We start from the raw sequence: 15,049 nt of genomic DNA, 5'->3' as shown, positions 1-15,049 counted from the left end.
CAACACAGGGTCTGTTCATCAGGCCCTGTACTCTGGAGGGGTGTGATGTCAGTGTTGGGGTTTATTTTGGCATATCTTGTTGTCTCACAGGTCAGCGAATTCAGCCATGACCTACTCAATACGCCCTCAACCAATTCCTCCAAACCCACCCTCACCTACCTGAATAAGGGCCAATGGCACACAGAGTTGCATTTGAGCCTGCAGGATCTGGTTGATTCTGATTCACTGCAATTAAGGCAAAACCAGGTATTACAAGCCCGCTATACTGGCTCTGGATTGAGGGCCCGTAATCAGGTCGCTTTCCCTGGTATCAGGCAACATATTTTCAAATCAATTCCTGATTTATGGCGGGTACATGTTCCACATGACTGGCCAGCTGGCACATCTCCGGTCACTGTGAATAGCTTGATACAACCTGTCATACTGCGAGATCTGCAACCTTGGGTACAGCGCTCAGAACAACTCAAAGATGGATCAACCATCATCGAAGGCGGTGTCAGGCTGAGCATAGACCCAGCCCTGATTCATACCGATGGCATATCAACACTACAAATCACTTTTGACCTGACAAACCACTTGGAATCCCAATGAAACGTACCTGCCTACACATTCTGTCACTGATCAGTCTGCTGCTTTTCTTCAGCGACTCACTTGCCCAAATTGGCATCTCTCCACGGTTACTCGAGTTGGATCAGGAACAAATCAATAAGGGACAGTCATTCAGGCTGTTTAATTTCACAGGTAAAGATGTGGAAGTTGAAGTTGAAATCAGTCACTGGACCATGAGTCAGGACAATACAATCAAACTGCTTCCATCAGAACCACATTCCCTTGATCAGTGTACGATCATTAACCCGTTGAATTTCCATTTGAAATCAAAATCTTCACAAACCATCAGGCTGGCATTCAGACCACCGGCTGATATTCAACAAGGTGAATACATGGCCATGGTTTATTTCAATCAGGTGATCACAGATGATCAACCAGAAAAAAAACAAGTCAGAGCTAAATTCAGAATGGGTGCCGGCACATCGGAGTTCATTGGGTTGAGCCGGGTAACCACCACACCCATTGCTGTTCACAACAGCAAAACCACAGCAGCGGATGACGTGGTCACAGAATCGATTGACTTGCTGACCGGTGAAACGGTTTTTGAATACATCGATTATACCGGTACCGGTGTGGTCACTGAATACCACAGAACCACCGGGACGCTGGGTGGCAGCACAGTGACCCGGATTGGCGGAGTGGTTCATGCCTATTTCTCAAGTACAGATGACCTGGTCAATAACAACAGTGATCAGAATTCTGAAATTTACCAAGCGAGGATCCAATGAAACCAGTGATCTTAATGGCCGCGACATCAGTTACACCAGCGACCCGTTTGGCTACCGGCCATCGGCCACATGTGCTGTGAACTACCTGAACATCGATGCCCAGGCCACCGTCTTGACATTGCAGGCTGCTGGCAGTGATGCCGCCAGTGATGAAGGTGCTGCATTGTTGCATTTGCCAATGCCATACACTTATTACAACCAACAACTGAATGATGTGGTGATTTCCAGCAATGGCTATTTGGCTTTCGCTGCAGATTTAAGCGTTGAAAATGGTGCCGACTTCAGCAATGACTGCCTGTTTCCTTCTATTCCTGACAATCAGCCACAATCTCAGACACGAATCATGCCATTTCATGATGACCTGCAGGCTGGTGATAACGGCCGGATTCAGTAGGCCCATTTCGCGACTTGTCCGTATTCAGCCAATCAGACGGCATGTACGGTGATTGAGTGGCAGAACTGGCGGCTGATTTCAGATCCTCAGGCATTCAGTTTTCAGGTCATCCTGATCTATCAGCCATCCTCTGTCGTGATCCAATTCGATCACCGCACCCCAACTCCCTCATCAGCAAGTGTTGGCTTCCAGAATACGGGTTTATTCAGCGGCCAGATTTTGGCCTGTAATCAACCAGCCAGACAATTGGCTGGTACGTCCCACTGTTTTACCAACTCATACCTGTTTGACATTGGTTTTGAATGACAAGATCGTTGGCTCATTGCACGCTGATGGCATGCAGTGTGATGTTGAATGATCCGGTTTGTTTATCAGCAATCAATAATCCCATCTGCTGAACATCATCCAGACTGAGCACTGGCATATCCTGCAGAACCCGACCCCTGAATGTGGGTACAAATTCAGCCACCGGTAAATAAATGGTTTGCCTGGTTTGATTCAGACTCGAAAATGACTGGGTATAAGCCGCTCCATCAAAACCCCTGTTCGTTCTGAGCCTGAATTGATAACTTGAGCCATCACCGGTAACCGTCAACACCACCATTTCTGCCTGCTGTGTTTGGACCTTATTGAATGGCCAGATCATTCGGGCACTGGCAAACCCACCGTTGTTCTCCAATGAAACAGAACCACTGAATTTCAAACCGTTCTGAACGCGGCTCAAGGTGCTCGATGAACGACCTCCCATCACACCGTCATTAACGATCATTGTTTGATTGTTCTGTAATGCGGTGAAATCGAAAGTGTTTGAGTCTTGTTGAGTCATGGCCAGTAAAAAAATGAGTAAACGCATGGTACGGTCCAATAATACATGAAGTTATTGAAACACCTGACATGGAAAATCACGTGAAATCCAGGGTGTGACCTTTTACAAAGCGACTTTGACGCTGATGAATTCAACTGGTCAGTGAACATACAAACACTTCCACACACAAAATGTTCTGCAATTGTTATTCCGCTATTCTGAACAAACAAACAATCACTGTGGTTTTGAATCGTGAATTTCCTGTGAACCATTTCAGGGCTTTTCATCACACAATCCAGACAAGACCGTGCTTATGATGGACACTGTTTTTAAGAAACAATTAAAAAAACAACGACTTTTTATCCACACATTTAATGAGAATACATATGAAAACCATGAACAAAGCAATGCAAACCCTGGCCGTACTGATCCTGGCCATGTTCACAGTCTCAGCCATGGCTGGTGGCAGTTACAAAAAGCAGAAAGACATCGTTGACACCGCCGTGTCTGCAGGATCTTTCAACACCCTGGTGGCCGCAGTTAAAGCAGCCGGTCTGGTAGATACCTTGAAAGGCGATGGTCCTTTTACTGTATTTGCACCGACTGATGAAGCGTTTGCCAAATTACCTGCTGGCACTGTAGAAAACCTGTTGAAACCTGAAAATAAAGATCAGCTGGCAGCCATCCTCACCTATCATGTCGTATCTGGTAAAGTAAAAGCCAAAGATGTGGTTAAGCTGAATTCAGCCACCACAGTACAAGGTGGTGACGTTAACATCATGATCAAAGACGGTGGTGTGGTACTCAACGGAAACAGCAACGTTGTGAAAACTGACATTGGAACCAGCAATGGTGTGATTCACGTGATTGACACTGTGATCCTGCCACCAGCTACTCCCTGATTAAAACGGCTACATAATTTTGACCAAAAAAAAGACCGGAATGTCCGGTCTTTTTTTGTCCAGGGTCGATCCTTAATCCAGGGACAAGGATGATTTGGATTTTTCGCGACGCTTGCGTTCTTTGTCACGGTATTCTTTCATGCAGCTGTCCTGATCATACATCACACAAGCCAGGTAATCTGTCGCTTCAATCAGAGCCGCACGTATGGCTTTGCCTGCTGGGGTCTTCTTGTGTCCGCCCAACGAACCTCCGAACCCACTTCTTGAAAAGCCCAGGCTCATCCCACCGCCCTTGGAATGACCTTCCACGGTTCGGACATATTCAACTTCGCCGGTATTGGCATTGACCACCCGCAGGTCAATGGCCAGATAAGCCTTGTTCTTCTTGCCACCCACTGAAATACCTTTGAAGCTGATACCACCACCACCGCCAGAGGTATTCTCTTCATAGGCAGCCACTTTACCAGTGATCAGGTATTGAGCACCTGTAACCTGGCCCATTTTAGCTGCTGTGGATTTGGAAACCCGCCCTGAAGCACCCAGGTCTTGTTCACCCAACACACTGTCCAGTCGCTCACGCTCCACCACTTTAAAAGCACCCGTTGAAACCAGTTCATTGGCCAGCATGCCGCCCAATTCCCGGCCCACATCGGTTTGCCACCAATGAGCACGCGTTTCATTGGTGAAATCCAGAACGGCTACCACAGCACGATCCTTCGCCATCACGCTCCCGGAAATGACCATTGCGACCACTATTAAACACACCTTTTTCATGATTTTTCTCCCATATAAATTGTTTGATTAATGTTGCATATACTGTAACAATCTACTCCTATTTTTGCTGACATTCAATCATGGATAATAAAAAACTTGACCAATTGCGCAGAAAACTGGATGAAATTGATGAGCACATTATATCGCTGATCGCTGAACGTCAGTTTAATGTGGAACAAATCGGAAATGTGAAGTTGAGCACGAATTCGCCCACCAGGGATTATCAGCGCGAAAAACAGGTCATTGATAAAATTCGTGATCATGCCACGGGCCAGGGGCTGGATCCAGAAGTTGCCCAACACATTTTTGAACTGATCATTGAAACGTCACTGAGTAAGCAGGAAATTCAGAAAGTCCGGCAGTCAGGATATGGCGCCAACAAGTCAGCACTGATCATAGGCGGAAACGGCAAAATGGGACAATGGTTTGCTCAATTCCTGTCATCTCAACATTTCGACGTCTTCATCAATGACCTTGAACCATTCAGCAATCAGGATAATTTTATCGCAGACATCAGTCAGATTGAACTGAGTCATGATTACATCATCGTTGCCACCCCCATTCAAAAAAGTGCCGAAATCCTGATTGAACTGTGTGACTTGCAGCCCAGTGGGATTGTACTCGACATCAGCTCCATCAAAAGTCCACTGCGTCTGCCACTGAGACAACTGGCCGATAGTGGCTGCCGCGTTGTTTCGATTCATCCTATGTTTGGCCCTGACATTCAATTGATGTCAGGCAAACATGTGGTGTTCATTGATATGGGCAATGAAGAAGCGGTCAATCAGGTCAAACAGCTGTTTCAACCGACCATGGCAGAACGGATTGACATGAAATTTGAAGATCATGACCGCCTCATTGCTTATGTGCTTGGCTTATCGCATGTGGTCAACATTGCATTTATGACGGTGTTGTCCGAATCCGGTGAAGCCGCCGATGCGTTGGCACAGCTTTCAAGTACCACCTTTGATGCCCAACTGAATATCGCCGGCAATGTATCTGCAGAGAACCCCAATTTGTATTTTGAGATTCAAAAACTGAACCATTACAGCCCTTCCACATTGAACGCTTTATCTGATGCCGTTCAGCGCATCATTCAGATGGTTCATCAAAACAACCAAACAGCCTTTGTCAACATCATGACTCAGGCCAGAAAGTACATGAATCAAAGGACTTAATACCTGATAAACGAAGCGTCCGGCAAACAGTTACAATCAACTTGAAAAAAAATCACGGACCCCCACTATTCATTCGTATCGGTTCAGTTTTCCTTGAGGGTCAAGCTGAATCATTGTTATAATCATTGAATCAATTAAACTGAGGAATACCCATGAATTTTAAGGACATGAAAACATCCAATCCGGCAATGAGTAAATTTGAATCACAGGCCATGAGCCTGGGACCGGTGGATGAATTTATTGTTGACGACTCACAACGCATGACGGTTAACGGCACGATCAACAAAACCGGCATCCTGCTGGCCATTGTGATCGCTGTCAGCGCTTTCTCCTGGAACACCATTTTAACCAACCCCTCATTGGGTTATGGTTTGGCCATCACGGGTGTGATCGGTGCTTTAATTGCCAGCCTGGTGGTTTCTTTTAAACCCACCACTGCCCCAATTGGCGCCCCCATAGTCGCCGGATTTGAAGGCTTGTTCGTCGGCGCCATTTCGGCTGTTTTTGAAATGCGTTATCCGGGTCTGGTTGTTCAGGCTTTGGGCCTGACTGTGGCGGTGATGTTTGCCATGTTATTTTGTTACCGCACCGGCATCATTAAAGTCACCGGCACCTTTAAGAAAATCATGACCTTTGCCATTATGGGTATCGGGGTGTTCTATCTGGTGAGTTTCATAGCCAGCTTTTTTGGTGCGGCTCCAAGTTACTTCGAAATGGGCAATAACAGTCTGTTTAACATTGGCCTGAATCTGGTCATCGTTGGTGTCGCGGCTCTGAGCCTGGTGATGGATTTTGATTTTATCGAACGTGCTGCAGAACAAAACACCCCTAAACACATGGAATGGTATGGTGCATTTGGCCTCATGGTGACTCTGGTATGGCTGTATATCGAGTTACTGCGCTTACTGGCCAGGTTCCAGCAAGACTGAGGATCCGCGGGTGTCAGTTGAAGTCATACAAATTGATTACCATGATGCTGAACATGCCAAGCACATGATCGAATTGCTTGATTGCTACGCCACCGACCCAATGGGCGGTGGTGTGGCTTTGAGCGACTTCACCGCACAAAACCTGGTCCCTGAGCTGGCCAAAAGAACTGATGCCTTCAGCCTGATTGCATATGTTGATGGCCAGCCTGCTGGATTGACCAATTGCTTTGAAGGCTTTTCTACTTTCGCCTGCAGACCATTGATCAACATCCATGATGTGGTTGTGGCCAGCGAATATCGCCGCATGGGTGTGAGCCGTAAAATGTTTGATCTGGTGGAAGACATCGCCAATCAAAGGGGTTGTTGCAAGCTGACCCTGGAAGTTTTGGAAGGCAACTCCATTGCCCAGTCGGCTTATGAACAATATGGCTTCAGGCAATATCAGCTGGATGATGCCAACGGGGCTGCCATGTTCTGGGAAAAATCACTGTGAAAACATGTCTGCTGTTGATTTTCTGCGGTCTCATCACAGCTTGTCAGCCAGTCAATCAGCACAATGAATCCGCTCAATCACAGTCTGAAACATGTGCCAACGATCTGAAAACCTGTGAAAACGGACAACAGGTTGGCAGAGATCCGGAAAACCAATGCGCATTTTACCCCTGTGATGGACCTGACCTTGAGTCCTCACAGGAACCCATGATGTGTACACAGGAAGTCAAGCGTTGTCCTGATGGCAGTTATGTTGGCCGGGATCCATACAACAACTGTGCTTTTAACGCCTGCCCTGAAGGCGATTCAGACACCCACTAAAGCCTGCCAGGTCGGCAATGACTCCAGATCTCCACCTGAGGCAGCCAGTTTTTTCAGGGCCTGGGTGTTGATGATGATGGCCGGGTCGATGTCTTTCCGCTCACAAACCTCCACAAGACGTTGCTTCATGTCTTTCATGTGACTGCCTTGCTGGCCGCTCAGCACCAATTTCTGTGGTAATGGATTTGCTGCCAGGGGCGAATCATCAGCCATGGCCTTGATCAGCGACTGACCATTGAGCTTAACGAATTTAGGATGCAGACCCAAATGATACAAGTCACTGTAATGGTTAACTTTACGAACCACTGCTGCTAGCTGCCTCGGATTGAGTATCCAGTTTCTGGGTTTGTTGCGTTGCTTGGCCAATTGATCACGCCACAGCAAAATCAACCACAACTTGTGAGCCTGTTCCTTGTTAAGACGCTCTGCCTTGACCAACTTCTGATACATCTTGTCATTGTGATGGTCCTGATCAATTTGAGCAATCAACTGATCCATCAGGACTGTGAATAAAGGCAGCATGCCTCGCTGCTCCATGGTTTGGCTCAATTGGTCTTTCAAAGCATCCAGATAGGCGATGTCTTCTACTGCATAGGTCAACTGAGCGTTGCTCAATGGTCTGGCCAGCCAATCTGATCTGCTTTGCCCTTTGTCCAGCTCCACATCCATCAAAGCTTTGACCAGGTTCAGATAAGAAGTGTGCAGGGAGAATCCACACAAAGCCGCAGCCACTTGGGTATCAAATACCCGCGCTGGCTTTTTACCAGTCACCTGATACCACAACTCCAGGTCTTCAGAACCGGAATGCAAGACCAACCCTTTGATCGCTGGCAACAACAATTCAGCCAGCTCAGCAATGGCGATGTCCACCAGATAACAGTTGTCAGCACAACTGATTTGCAACAATGCCGGATTAAGGTAGAACGTTCTGCTGCGTTCAAATTCTGTGTCAACAGCATAATCATTATCGGCTGATAACTGATCCAGTAAATTTAATACCGCATCTTTGTCATCTACCCAAATAAAATTTGATAAAATCTTGGTCATGAATCTTCGTTTTTTAAGCCTTGCTACCATAGCCCTTGTGTGTTCAGCCTGTCAACAGGCAAACACAATCAAATCATCCATCAAACAACCACAGTCAACGCTGGCCATCATGTCAATCAATGATGTCTACCGGATTGCCGGCATCGATGAAGGCCGCACGGGCGGCCTGGCCCGCGTCAGGGCCTTAAGGACTCAACTGATGGATCAGTATGACCACGTGTTGTTTTTGCATGCCGGGGACTTCCTGCATCCGTCATTCATCAGTAAACAAGACAACGGAACAGCCATGATTCAAACCCTCAACATGATGGATGGACTGGCGGATGTATTTGATGAACAAATGGTGGTGACCTGGGGCAATCATGAATTTGATAAAGGCGGCATGAAACATGTGCCCCTGATGAATCAATTACTGGACCAGTCAGAATTTGTCTGGCTGGGCAGCAACATCAACTGGAAACCCGGAAGCTTATCTTCAGCAAGAATGCGCAATCAACTGCTGCTTCAATTTGGTGACATTAAGGTGGGTATATTTTCTCACACCACAGGCATGGCGCACCCTGAATACATCGACTCATTCGGTGACTACCCAGCAACTGCCCGTCAATTTGTCCCGCAGCTGAGGTCACAAGGCGCAGACCTGGTCATCGGCTTGACCCATCAATGGCTGCAGGATGATCTGGCCATGATGAAGTTGCCTGATGAACACCGGCCTGACATGATATTTGGTGGGCACGAACACTACGTACAAACAGAACAGGTGGATGGCCATTGGGTACTGAAAGCCGATGCAGATGCCGCTTCAGCCATTGTCGCAGAAGTGGTCTTCAGTGAAGCTGGATTCAGTGTGACTCCCGCAGTTGTGGAATTGGGTGCAGCCTTTCCTGAAGATCCGCCAACAGCTCAATTAATCCAACAACTGGTCCGGCAGACTGACCGTTCATACTGCCAACAACGGCAGTTACCTGATGATTGTCTGTATCAGACCCTGGGGATGACCCAAACCCAATTGATTGCAGAAGAAACTGAAATCCGTCGCTTCGAAACCAATTTGGGCAACGTACTGGCTGATCTGGTCATGACAACATTCGCCAGCTGCCAGGCTGATGTGGTATTGCTGAATTCAGGATCAATCCGCCTGAACCAAAACATCCCGGCCGGAGCCAGCATCACGGTCAAGCACCTTGAAGAAATGTTCCCCTATCCCAGCGACCTGCGATTGATTGAATTTGACAGCGGCTTGTTTCAGAGCATTTTGAATCACAGCATCTCCAGCTGGACAGCCAATGGACATTGGTTGCAAATCGCAGGATTTGCCTATATTCACAATCCTGTTGAACAAACTGCCAGTCATGTGCATCTCAAAAAGCATGACTCAACCACCCTCCCGGACACCATCAGGGCGGTGGTACCTTACTACCTGATTGCTGAAGGTGGTGACCAGGATGGCTACACCATGCTCAATGAATCCATGCAACAGGCATGCTCATCAAATGGCACTGAACTGAAGCAACTGATGAGCGATTATTTGCCGCTGTTACCCAATGGCTTGAATGCCAGGCGTGATTTTCGTATCTGCAATACCAGCAGGGATGACTGCATGTGATCAGCTTTAAAGAATCATTTATGTTGTTGCTGGGTGGTTTGTTGATATACGGCCTGTATTACCTGAAAACCCATGACAACCTGTTTGTCCAACCAGGAGCAGACAACTCCAGTTCCAGTAATGTCACAGCTGTCATTTCCGAAACCACCATCGAAGAAAACCCAAAGACCTTACCTCAGGCTGTGATTGAACAGGTGAAAATACCTGACTGGCTGGACAACAAAGGCGATTTTGATGATGCCAATCTGACCCTGGATGATTTGCTGGAACTGGCCAGGTTGTCTCATGAGCAGGACCATGATTTTTTTCCGGATAATCAGAACACCTTATTCTATTTGCTCAAAGCCCGTGAACTGGGTGTTGAATCTGCAGAAATTGATGAATTGATGACCACCGTTCACGCCTCATTGTATGACCAGGCCGATCAGGCGATCCGTGATTATGATGCCCAGACCCTCACTGCATTGACCGCCAGACTCAAGTCCATCGATGCCGGTGACAGCAAAATCCCGGTTTATACCGATCAGATCAGTGTCATGTATACCCTACAACGATTACAGGATGAAATTGTTGCACACATCAGTAATAACCGCCTGTATGAGGATGATCAAAAAGATGCTTTGCACACCCTGATTGTGGCCAAAAACCTGGATCCATTTTACCCGCCACTCCAAGATTTGGAGTTACAGATTCTCAGCAACTTACAGGATCAGGCCTTGTTGGCTGCCAACGAGCAGGATTTCATCATTGCTGACCTGCAGTGGCAAAGAATGGCTGAGTTAAATGAGACCCACCCACTGACCATCAACGTCAGCCAGGAGATTCAACAACTCAAACAAAAACGCTTTGCTTACCTCGATGAACAGTTCTACCGGGCCATTAACAACCTCAACCTGCTGCGAGCCGCTGACATGATGGATGAGTTGAGTGAACTGGAAATTGCCAGGCCGCAAATGAATGGTTATCGCCTTGTTTTTGAGAGAACCAGGCTGTACGGTCCTTATCAGATCGCAGATGAGTTCAACGACTTATTGGGCAATGGAACCAGTGGTCCGACCATGGTGGTGATGCCCACCGGTTCTTTTAACATGGGCAGCCAAACCGGTCCCAAACACCAGCGCCCAAGACATCAGGTCAACATCAGTTATGGCCTGGCCATCAGTAAATTTGAAGTCACCGTTGAGGCATTTGGCAAATTCGTCGAAAACACGGGATATCAGACCACCGCAGAACGCAACAACCGGGCTAAGATTTACGATGAGAAAACCGGTCGTTTTAAGGACAAATTCAACATCAATTGGCGGCATGATTACCTGGGCAAAGCCGCTGACCCTGCTGCACCGGTGATTCATGTTTCCTGGGAAGATGCACAGGCCTATGCCAATTGGCTCAGCAGCAGTACCCAACAACCATATCGTTTGCTCAGTGAAAGCGAATTTGAATATGTGCTGGGAGCTGGCAATGAAACCCTTTATCCCTGGGGCAATGATGCGCCCAGTCAGGTTTTGGGCAACTATTCAGGGGCCAAAGATAAATTCAAGCGCAGCCGGATTCGGTGGCGCGAAGGTTTTCCTGATTACGAAGATGGGTTCTGGGGACCTGCACCGGTTGGTACATTCGTGGCTAACCTTTATGGCTTGCATGACCTCAGTGGGAATGTCATGGAATGGGTTGATGATTGCTGGCATGATTCTTATACCCGAGCCCCCACAGATGGCAGTGCATGGGTTAACCGCGGTTGTGAAAACCGGGTGATTAGGGGCGGCAACTGGGGCAGCTCACAAGAGGAATACCGCACCGTACATCGCATCAGCGCCAGCACCACCCTCACTGATCCACGGCTGGGTTTCAGGGTGGCAAAAACGATGCAATATTGACCGGCCATCAATCGATATTAATGATCACAATTAAACCTTCATTCTATTCTGTCGATTGATGTGATCAATTAACTCAAATGTACATCTGCCCCGCCTATGGTTAAAATATAAGCTCTTAATCAATATGAGTACATCATTATGAGCATCAACATAGGAATCAACACTGAAAATCGTTCAACCATCGTCGATGGATTGAGTCGTCTGCTGGCAGATACCTATACCCTCTATCTGAAAACCCATAATTACCATTGGAACGTCACCGGCCCCCAGTTCACCTCACTGCATGCGTTGTTCGAACAGCAATACACAGAACTGGCGACTGCTGTAGACATCATTGCTGAACGCATCCGTGCTTTGGGTGAATTCGCCCCGGGTTCGTATCAGGCATTTGCAAAACTGACTGAAATCAAAGAAGAGACAGACGTACCCAATGCAGAGAACATGCTTAAAAACCTGCTCGAATCACACGAAGTGATCATCAGACACGCCAGAGAATTGTTGCAGAGTGAAGCCATTGATACCGATGAAGTCAGTGGAGATTTGTTGACCCAACGCATGGAATTTCATGAAAAAAATGCCTGGATGATCAGATCTTTATTGGGCTAATCACCAACTCTAAGACCAAAAAAAACCAGCCCTGGTGGCTGGTTTTTTTGTTGCGTCGATTTAACCCCGCCGCTTTTCAACGGTTTTGCGTACCGACCTGATGATCCGTTCTGCAGCACCATCGATGGCGGTATGGATGTTGTCAGAATGGTGAGTCACTACCAACGGTTTCAATCCTCTGATGCGTGCTTCCATGGTGCAACGCAAATCATCATCACCACCTTTGTGGCCATTTTCATCGGCAATGAACACTTCAACCCGGGTCACTTCATCTTTGAAATTATTCAAAGCATCATTCAGCAGGGTTTCCACATGTTGGGTTAAGGCGTCTCCACCCTGGATGTGATGATCGGTATTGACTTGTATTTGCATATCTGAGCTCCTCAGGATTGGTTGTTTTGATGCGTATATTCTGTGGTCAATGATTCACTTTTCAAACAAAATCGAACGCTATTTACACAATCAGCAGGGTCATCTGTCCGTTCACTGTGCAATACTGGCCGCCTAAGGATACCCATCAGCCAGGATTATCTTAAAAAATCACTTGCCATCAAGCCAAAATCTTATATACTTGTCAACCCTGTGCCGGGGTGGCGGAACTGGTAGACGCGCCGGATTCAAAATCCGGTTCCTTTACGGGAGTGCGAGTTCGATTCTCGCCCTCGGCACCATCTTTTTTTTACCTGAACCCAATCTGAACAAAACCCAAAGAAAATCCTTATTGGGTGTTTTACTCTAGTCTTATCCTTAAAATATGTGGCATCTAAATAACCATCTGGTGATTTATGCATACAGAACAAAAACCAACCCATACCACCATTGACGAAAGCTTAGAAGCATTCACTCCTTACCCTGCTTACCACCCTTTGTCAGGTGATCGTCACAGCCATTGGTGCCAACAATTAATGAACTGGTTGAAGACCAGGCACTGACCGCAGGTTTCCGGGAACAGCTTTCCGGTTCGATAATCAAAAAAGCCGCTGATCGAAGCGGCTTTTTTATGCTTTCTTGACTCAACTGAAAACATCACTCATCGGTGCGGATGATCAGATCGCCAGAATGGCTTTTCAGTACAATCCCTGCCCCACCACCATTGGCTTGACCGGACACCCATTTCTCCAGTTTGACTTTATAACTGCCGCTGCCCTTTTCTCGTTTAATCTGCGGTGCTGTGGCTGAAAAATCAATGTCAAATCCTGTGTAAATTTCACCATACTCAGTCTGTAACTTGAAATCTGCCTTCACTTCAGCCGGCAAGGTAATGTCAACATCTTCATTGAAACTGGTGAATGCCAGTTGGTTGTCACTGCTGACTTCATTGAACACCGCCTTGATGGTGCCATTGATGCTGTCGACCACTGCTGATCCGGAAACATCCATCAAAATGATGTCATGATTGATGTTACTGATTTCCAAATCACCCCTGACTTGTTCAACATGGGTTGCTCCGTCATTGATGTTTTTCAATTTGAGGTTAAAGTTCCGTGGCACCTGCACTTCCAGATTAAGCACCGCGCGGCCATCGCTGCCCCAGTTTTTCGACACCACTTCGACATGGTTGTCAGCCTCTTCAACTTCCAATGCCATGCTGTTATTCTGAATTCGCCGCAGACCATTTTTCATGGGCTCAGTGCGATGCATTTTTTTCTGGCGGGCCACAATGATCACCTCATTGCCATCATACCCAGTCACGGTAATTCCACCATAAATCTGATTGACCTCCAAGATTCCTGGCTTACCAGGCTGACTCAATGGGATGACCAGCTCTTCAACCATCTCCTCGTCCAACTGGGCCCACAACTGCGGGCTCAATATCAATAAATACATTACATATCTCATTTTTTTCATCATTGGCTCCTTGTTCATTGTAATCTGATGTCACCATTGAGGGTTTTGAACCGGTATACAGCACCACCGGCCCCCAATTGCAGGCGACTGTCTGCGTTGAGTTGATATTTGATACCACGGTTGCGTTGTTTATTTTGCACCTCAACCTGTGGCTTCATGGGGGTTACGTCATAAGCCGTATACAAATCCCCATGCATGGTCTGATAGATGACTTCTGCATCCGGTGTGCCAGCGAAGCTGATGTTCAGATCACCATTGATGGTTTCAAAACTGGATTCTGCCGGGGGATTGCTGCGGTAAGCAATGTGGACGTCTTTGTTGATTGCATTCACGCGTGTTTGACCAGCCACATCCACCAACTCAATGGCTCCATTGATGTTTGACACATTCAAAAAATCCGCATCAATACCATTGACTGTAATGGCTCCGTCGTTGATCGCCGACAGCTTCAGACTGGTGTGCCTGGGAATTCTGATGGTAATGTCCAGCAGATGTCGATAACCCGTATGCCGGTGCTTGTCTCGTTGCCAGTAGCCCTCATAACTGATCTCGCCAGTGGTGGCATTGAATGATACCAGCGGCAAGTCAAGGAACACATAAAGTTGATTGCCCAGGTTTTCAACCCGCAATTCCACTTCTTCCATGCCCTGCTTTAGATCAGCACGGTTCTCCGCATAAATGGATTTGCTGGCCACTATCTGAATGTCATCACCGGCATGACCCTGCACATCAATGGCACCAAAAATATTGTGCACTATCAGTGTATTTTGTCCTTGCGGATCAGCAAATGAGTCTTGTCGTTTGATGACAGCACGCTCTGATAATGCGACTTCACCAGCATGGATGGAAGTGGTGCTGAACAGTGTCAGCACCGCCATCCCCAGCAAACTGGTGTAGATGGAATGGATGTAATTCATGTTAATTTCCTGTTGT

The 15,049-nt window shown here is 47.2% G+C and carries 18 protein-coding genes and 1 tRNA gene; 13 read left to right on the top strand and 6 right to left on the bottom strand.

Annotation, left to right across the window (positions count from 1 at the left end):
• The first annotated feature begins 45 nt into the window (after positions 1-45).
• The 4 genes from B0475_RS12435 to B0475_RS17810 are packed head-to-tail and all read left to right on the top strand — an operon-like array spanning position 46 to position 2,037.
• Complete coding sequence (locus B0475_RS12435) at positions 46-591, top strand: hypothetical protein (RefSeq protein WP_077412185.1); 546 nt, start codon at positions 46-48, stop codon at positions 589-591.
• Entirely contained in the window at positions 588-1,337 is a 750-nt protein-coding gene (locus B0475_RS12430; RefSeq protein ID WP_077412184.1) for a hypothetical protein, read from the top strand. Before B0475_RS12435 ends, B0475_RS12430 begins: the two co-directional genes overlap by 4 nt.
• Positions 1,297-1,731, top strand: coding sequence for a hypothetical protein (locus tag B0475_RS12425; protein WP_077412183.1), 435 nt, complete (start codon positions 1,297-1,299; stop codon positions 1,729-1,731). The genes B0475_RS12430 and B0475_RS12425 overlap by 41 nt, the downstream gene beginning before the upstream one ends.
• Positions 1,732-1,779: 48 nt before the next feature.
• Positions 1,780-2,037, top strand: coding sequence for a hypothetical protein (locus B0475_RS17810; protein WP_077412182.1), 258 nt, complete (start codon positions 1,780-1,782; stop codon positions 2,035-2,037).
• A 13-nt stretch (positions 2,038-2,050) separates the two neighbouring features.
• Here the strand turns inward: B0475_RS17810 and B0475_RS12415 are convergent, their stop codons facing one another.
• Positions 2,051-2,584: a CIA30 family protein gene (locus B0475_RS12415; protein ID WP_077412181.1), complete on the bottom strand. Its 534-nt coding sequence runs from the start codon at positions 2,582-2,584 to the stop codon at positions 2,051-2,053.
• A gap of 347 nt (positions 2,585-2,931) precedes the next feature.
• Between B0475_RS12415 and B0475_RS12410 the strand changes: the two genes are divergently transcribed.
• Positions 2,932-3,438 (top strand): fasciclin domain-containing protein, encoded by a 507-nt coding sequence (locus B0475_RS12410; protein ID WP_077412218.1) that lies wholly within the window; start codon positions 2,932-2,934, stop codon positions 3,436-3,438.
• A gap of 72 nt (positions 3,439-3,510) precedes the next feature.
• On the opposite strand, the gene B0475_RS12405 is transcribed toward B0475_RS12410, so the two are convergent.
• Positions 3,511-4,212, bottom strand: a complete 702-nt coding sequence (locus B0475_RS12405; RefSeq protein WP_077412180.1) for a CsgG/HfaB family protein — start codon at positions 4,210-4,212, stop codon at positions 3,511-3,513.
• Positions 4,213-4,292: 80 nt separating this feature from the next.
• Between B0475_RS12405 and B0475_RS12400 the strand changes: the two genes are divergently transcribed.
• The 4 genes from B0475_RS12400 to B0475_RS12385 all read left to right on the top strand — a co-directional run bounded on the left by B0475_RS12400 (position 4,293) and on the right by B0475_RS12385 (position 7,132).
• Positions 4,293-5,390, top strand: a complete 1,098-nt coding sequence (locus B0475_RS12400; RefSeq protein WP_077412179.1) for a bifunctional chorismate mutase/prephenate dehydrogenase — start codon at positions 4,293-4,295, stop codon at positions 5,388-5,390.
• A 152-nt stretch (positions 5,391-5,542) separates the two neighbouring features.
• Positions 5,543-6,319: a Bax inhibitor-1/YccA family protein gene (locus tag B0475_RS12395; RefSeq protein ID WP_198538243.1), complete on the top strand. Its 777-nt coding sequence runs from the start codon at positions 5,543-5,545 to the stop codon at positions 6,317-6,319.
• Between the two features lie 10 nt (positions 6,320-6,329).
• A complete protein-coding gene (locus B0475_RS12390) occupies positions 6,330-6,812 on the top strand; it encodes a GNAT family N-acetyltransferase (protein ID WP_077412178.1) in 483 nt (160 codons plus the stop codon).
• On the top strand, positions 6,809-7,132 hold the full coding sequence (locus B0475_RS12385; protein ID WP_077412177.1) for a hypothetical protein: 324 nt from the start codon (positions 6,809-6,811) through the stop codon (positions 7,130-7,132). The genes B0475_RS12390 and B0475_RS12385 overlap by 4 nt, the downstream gene beginning before the upstream one ends.
• Here B0475_RS12385 and B0475_RS12380 read toward each other — a convergent pair.
• Positions 7,118-8,179 (bottom strand): ribonuclease D, encoded by a 1,062-nt coding sequence (locus tag B0475_RS12380; protein ID WP_157892927.1) that lies wholly within the window; start codon positions 8,177-8,179, stop codon positions 7,118-7,120. The two genes, B0475_RS12385 and B0475_RS12380, sit on opposite strands and share 15 nt — an antisense overlap.
• A 109-nt stretch (positions 8,180-8,288) precedes the next feature.
• Here B0475_RS12380 and B0475_RS12375 point away from each other — a divergent pair, with 109 nt between their 5' ends.
• From B0475_RS12375 to B0475_RS12365, 3 genes are all read left to right on the top strand, one after another.
• Positions 8,289-9,785: a bifunctional metallophosphatase/5'-nucleotidase gene (locus tag B0475_RS12375; protein ID WP_198538241.1), complete on the top strand. Its 1,497-nt coding sequence runs from the start codon at positions 8,289-8,291 to the stop codon at positions 9,783-9,785.
• On the top strand, positions 9,782-11,662 hold the full coding sequence (locus B0475_RS12370; RefSeq protein WP_077412174.1) for a formylglycine-generating enzyme family protein: 1,881 nt from the start codon (positions 9,782-9,784) through the stop codon (positions 11,660-11,662). Before B0475_RS12375 ends, B0475_RS12370 begins: the two co-directional genes overlap by 4 nt.
• Positions 11,663-11,800: 138 nt before the next feature.
• Complete coding sequence (locus B0475_RS12365; protein ID WP_077412173.1) at positions 11,801-12,268, top strand: Dps family protein; 468 nt, start codon at positions 11,801-11,803, stop codon at positions 12,266-12,268.
• Positions 12,269-12,328: 60 nt separating this feature from the next.
• On the opposite strand, the gene B0475_RS12360 is transcribed toward B0475_RS12365, so the two are convergent.
• Positions 12,329-12,640, bottom strand: coding sequence for an HPF/RaiA family ribosome-associated protein (locus tag B0475_RS12360; protein WP_077412172.1), 312 nt, complete (start codon positions 12,638-12,640; stop codon positions 12,329-12,331).
• Positions 12,641-12,852: 212 nt separating this feature from the next.
• Here B0475_RS12360 and B0475_RS12355 point away from each other — a divergent pair.
• Positions 12,853-12,939, top strand: a tRNA-Leu gene (locus B0475_RS12355).
• A gap of 355 nt (positions 12,940-13,294) precedes the next feature.
• Here B0475_RS12355 and B0475_RS12350 read toward each other — a convergent pair.
• Entirely contained in the window at positions 13,295-14,095 is an 801-nt protein-coding gene (locus B0475_RS12350; RefSeq protein ID WP_198538240.1) for a DUF4097 family beta strand repeat-containing protein, read from the bottom strand.
• A gap of 35 nt (positions 14,096-14,130) precedes the next feature.
• Positions 14,131-15,033 carry a DUF4097 family beta strand repeat-containing protein gene (locus B0475_RS12345; RefSeq protein ID WP_077412170.1) on the bottom strand — a complete coding sequence of 301 codons (903 nt, stop codon included), beginning with the start codon at positions 15,031-15,033 and terminating at the stop codon, positions 14,131-14,133.
• Positions 15,034-15,049 lie beyond the last annotated feature (16 nt).

The sequence above is a fragment of the Marinicella sediminis genome (genome assembly GCF_002000055.1).
In the GTDB taxonomy this organism is placed as follows: domain Bacteria; phylum Pseudomonadota; class Gammaproteobacteria; order Xanthomonadales; family Marinicellaceae; genus Marinicella; species Marinicella sediminis.
The sequence above is the reverse complement of the archived record's forward strand: the minus strand, read 5'-3'. Positions and strand labels throughout refer to the sequence as shown.

Coding starts and splice junctions, on each gene's coding strand:
- B0475_RS12435 (WP_077412185.1), top strand. CDS start 46: ATGTCAGTGTTGGGGTTTATTTTGGCATATCTTGTTGTCTCACAGGTC.
- B0475_RS12430 (WP_077412184.1), top strand. CDS start 588: ATGAAACGTACCTGCCTACACATTCTGTCACTGATCAGTCTGCTGCTT.
- B0475_RS12415 (WP_077412181.1), bottom strand. CDS start 2,584: ATGCGTTTACTCATTTTTTTACTGGCCATGACTCAACAAGACTCAAAC.
- B0475_RS12410 (WP_077412218.1), top strand. CDS start 2,932: ATGAACAAAGCAATGCAAACCCTGGCCGTACTGATCCTGGCCATGTTC.
- B0475_RS12405 (WP_077412180.1), bottom strand. CDS start 4,212: ATGAAAAAGGTGTGTTTAATAGTGGTCGCAATGGTCATTTCCGGGAGC.
- B0475_RS12400 (WP_077412179.1), top strand. CDS start 4,293: ATGGATAATAAAAAACTTGACCAATTGCGCAGAAAACTGGATGAAATT.
- B0475_RS12395 (WP_198538243.1), top strand. CDS start 5,543: ATGAATTTTAAGGACATGAAAACATCCAATCCGGCAATGAGTAAATTT.
- B0475_RS12380 (WP_157892927.1), bottom strand. CDS start 8,179: ATGACCAAGATTTTATCAAATTTTATTTGGGTAGATGACAAAGATGCG.
- B0475_RS12375 (WP_198538241.1), top strand. CDS start 8,289: ATGTCAATCAATGATGTCTACCGGATTGCCGGCATCGATGAAGGCCGC.
- B0475_RS12365 (WP_077412173.1), top strand. CDS start 11,801: ATGAGCATCAACATAGGAATCAACACTGAAAATCGTTCAACCATCGTC.
- B0475_RS12360 (WP_077412172.1), bottom strand. CDS start 12,640: ATGCAAATACAAGTCAATACCGATCATCACATCCAGGGTGGAGACGCC.
- B0475_RS12350 (WP_198538240.1), bottom strand. CDS start 14,095: ATGTATTTATTGATATTGAGCCCGCAGTTGTGGGCCCAGTTGGACGAG.
- B0475_RS12345 (WP_077412170.1), bottom strand. CDS start 15,033: ATGAATTACATCCATTCCATCTACACCAGTTTGCTGGGGATGGCGGTG.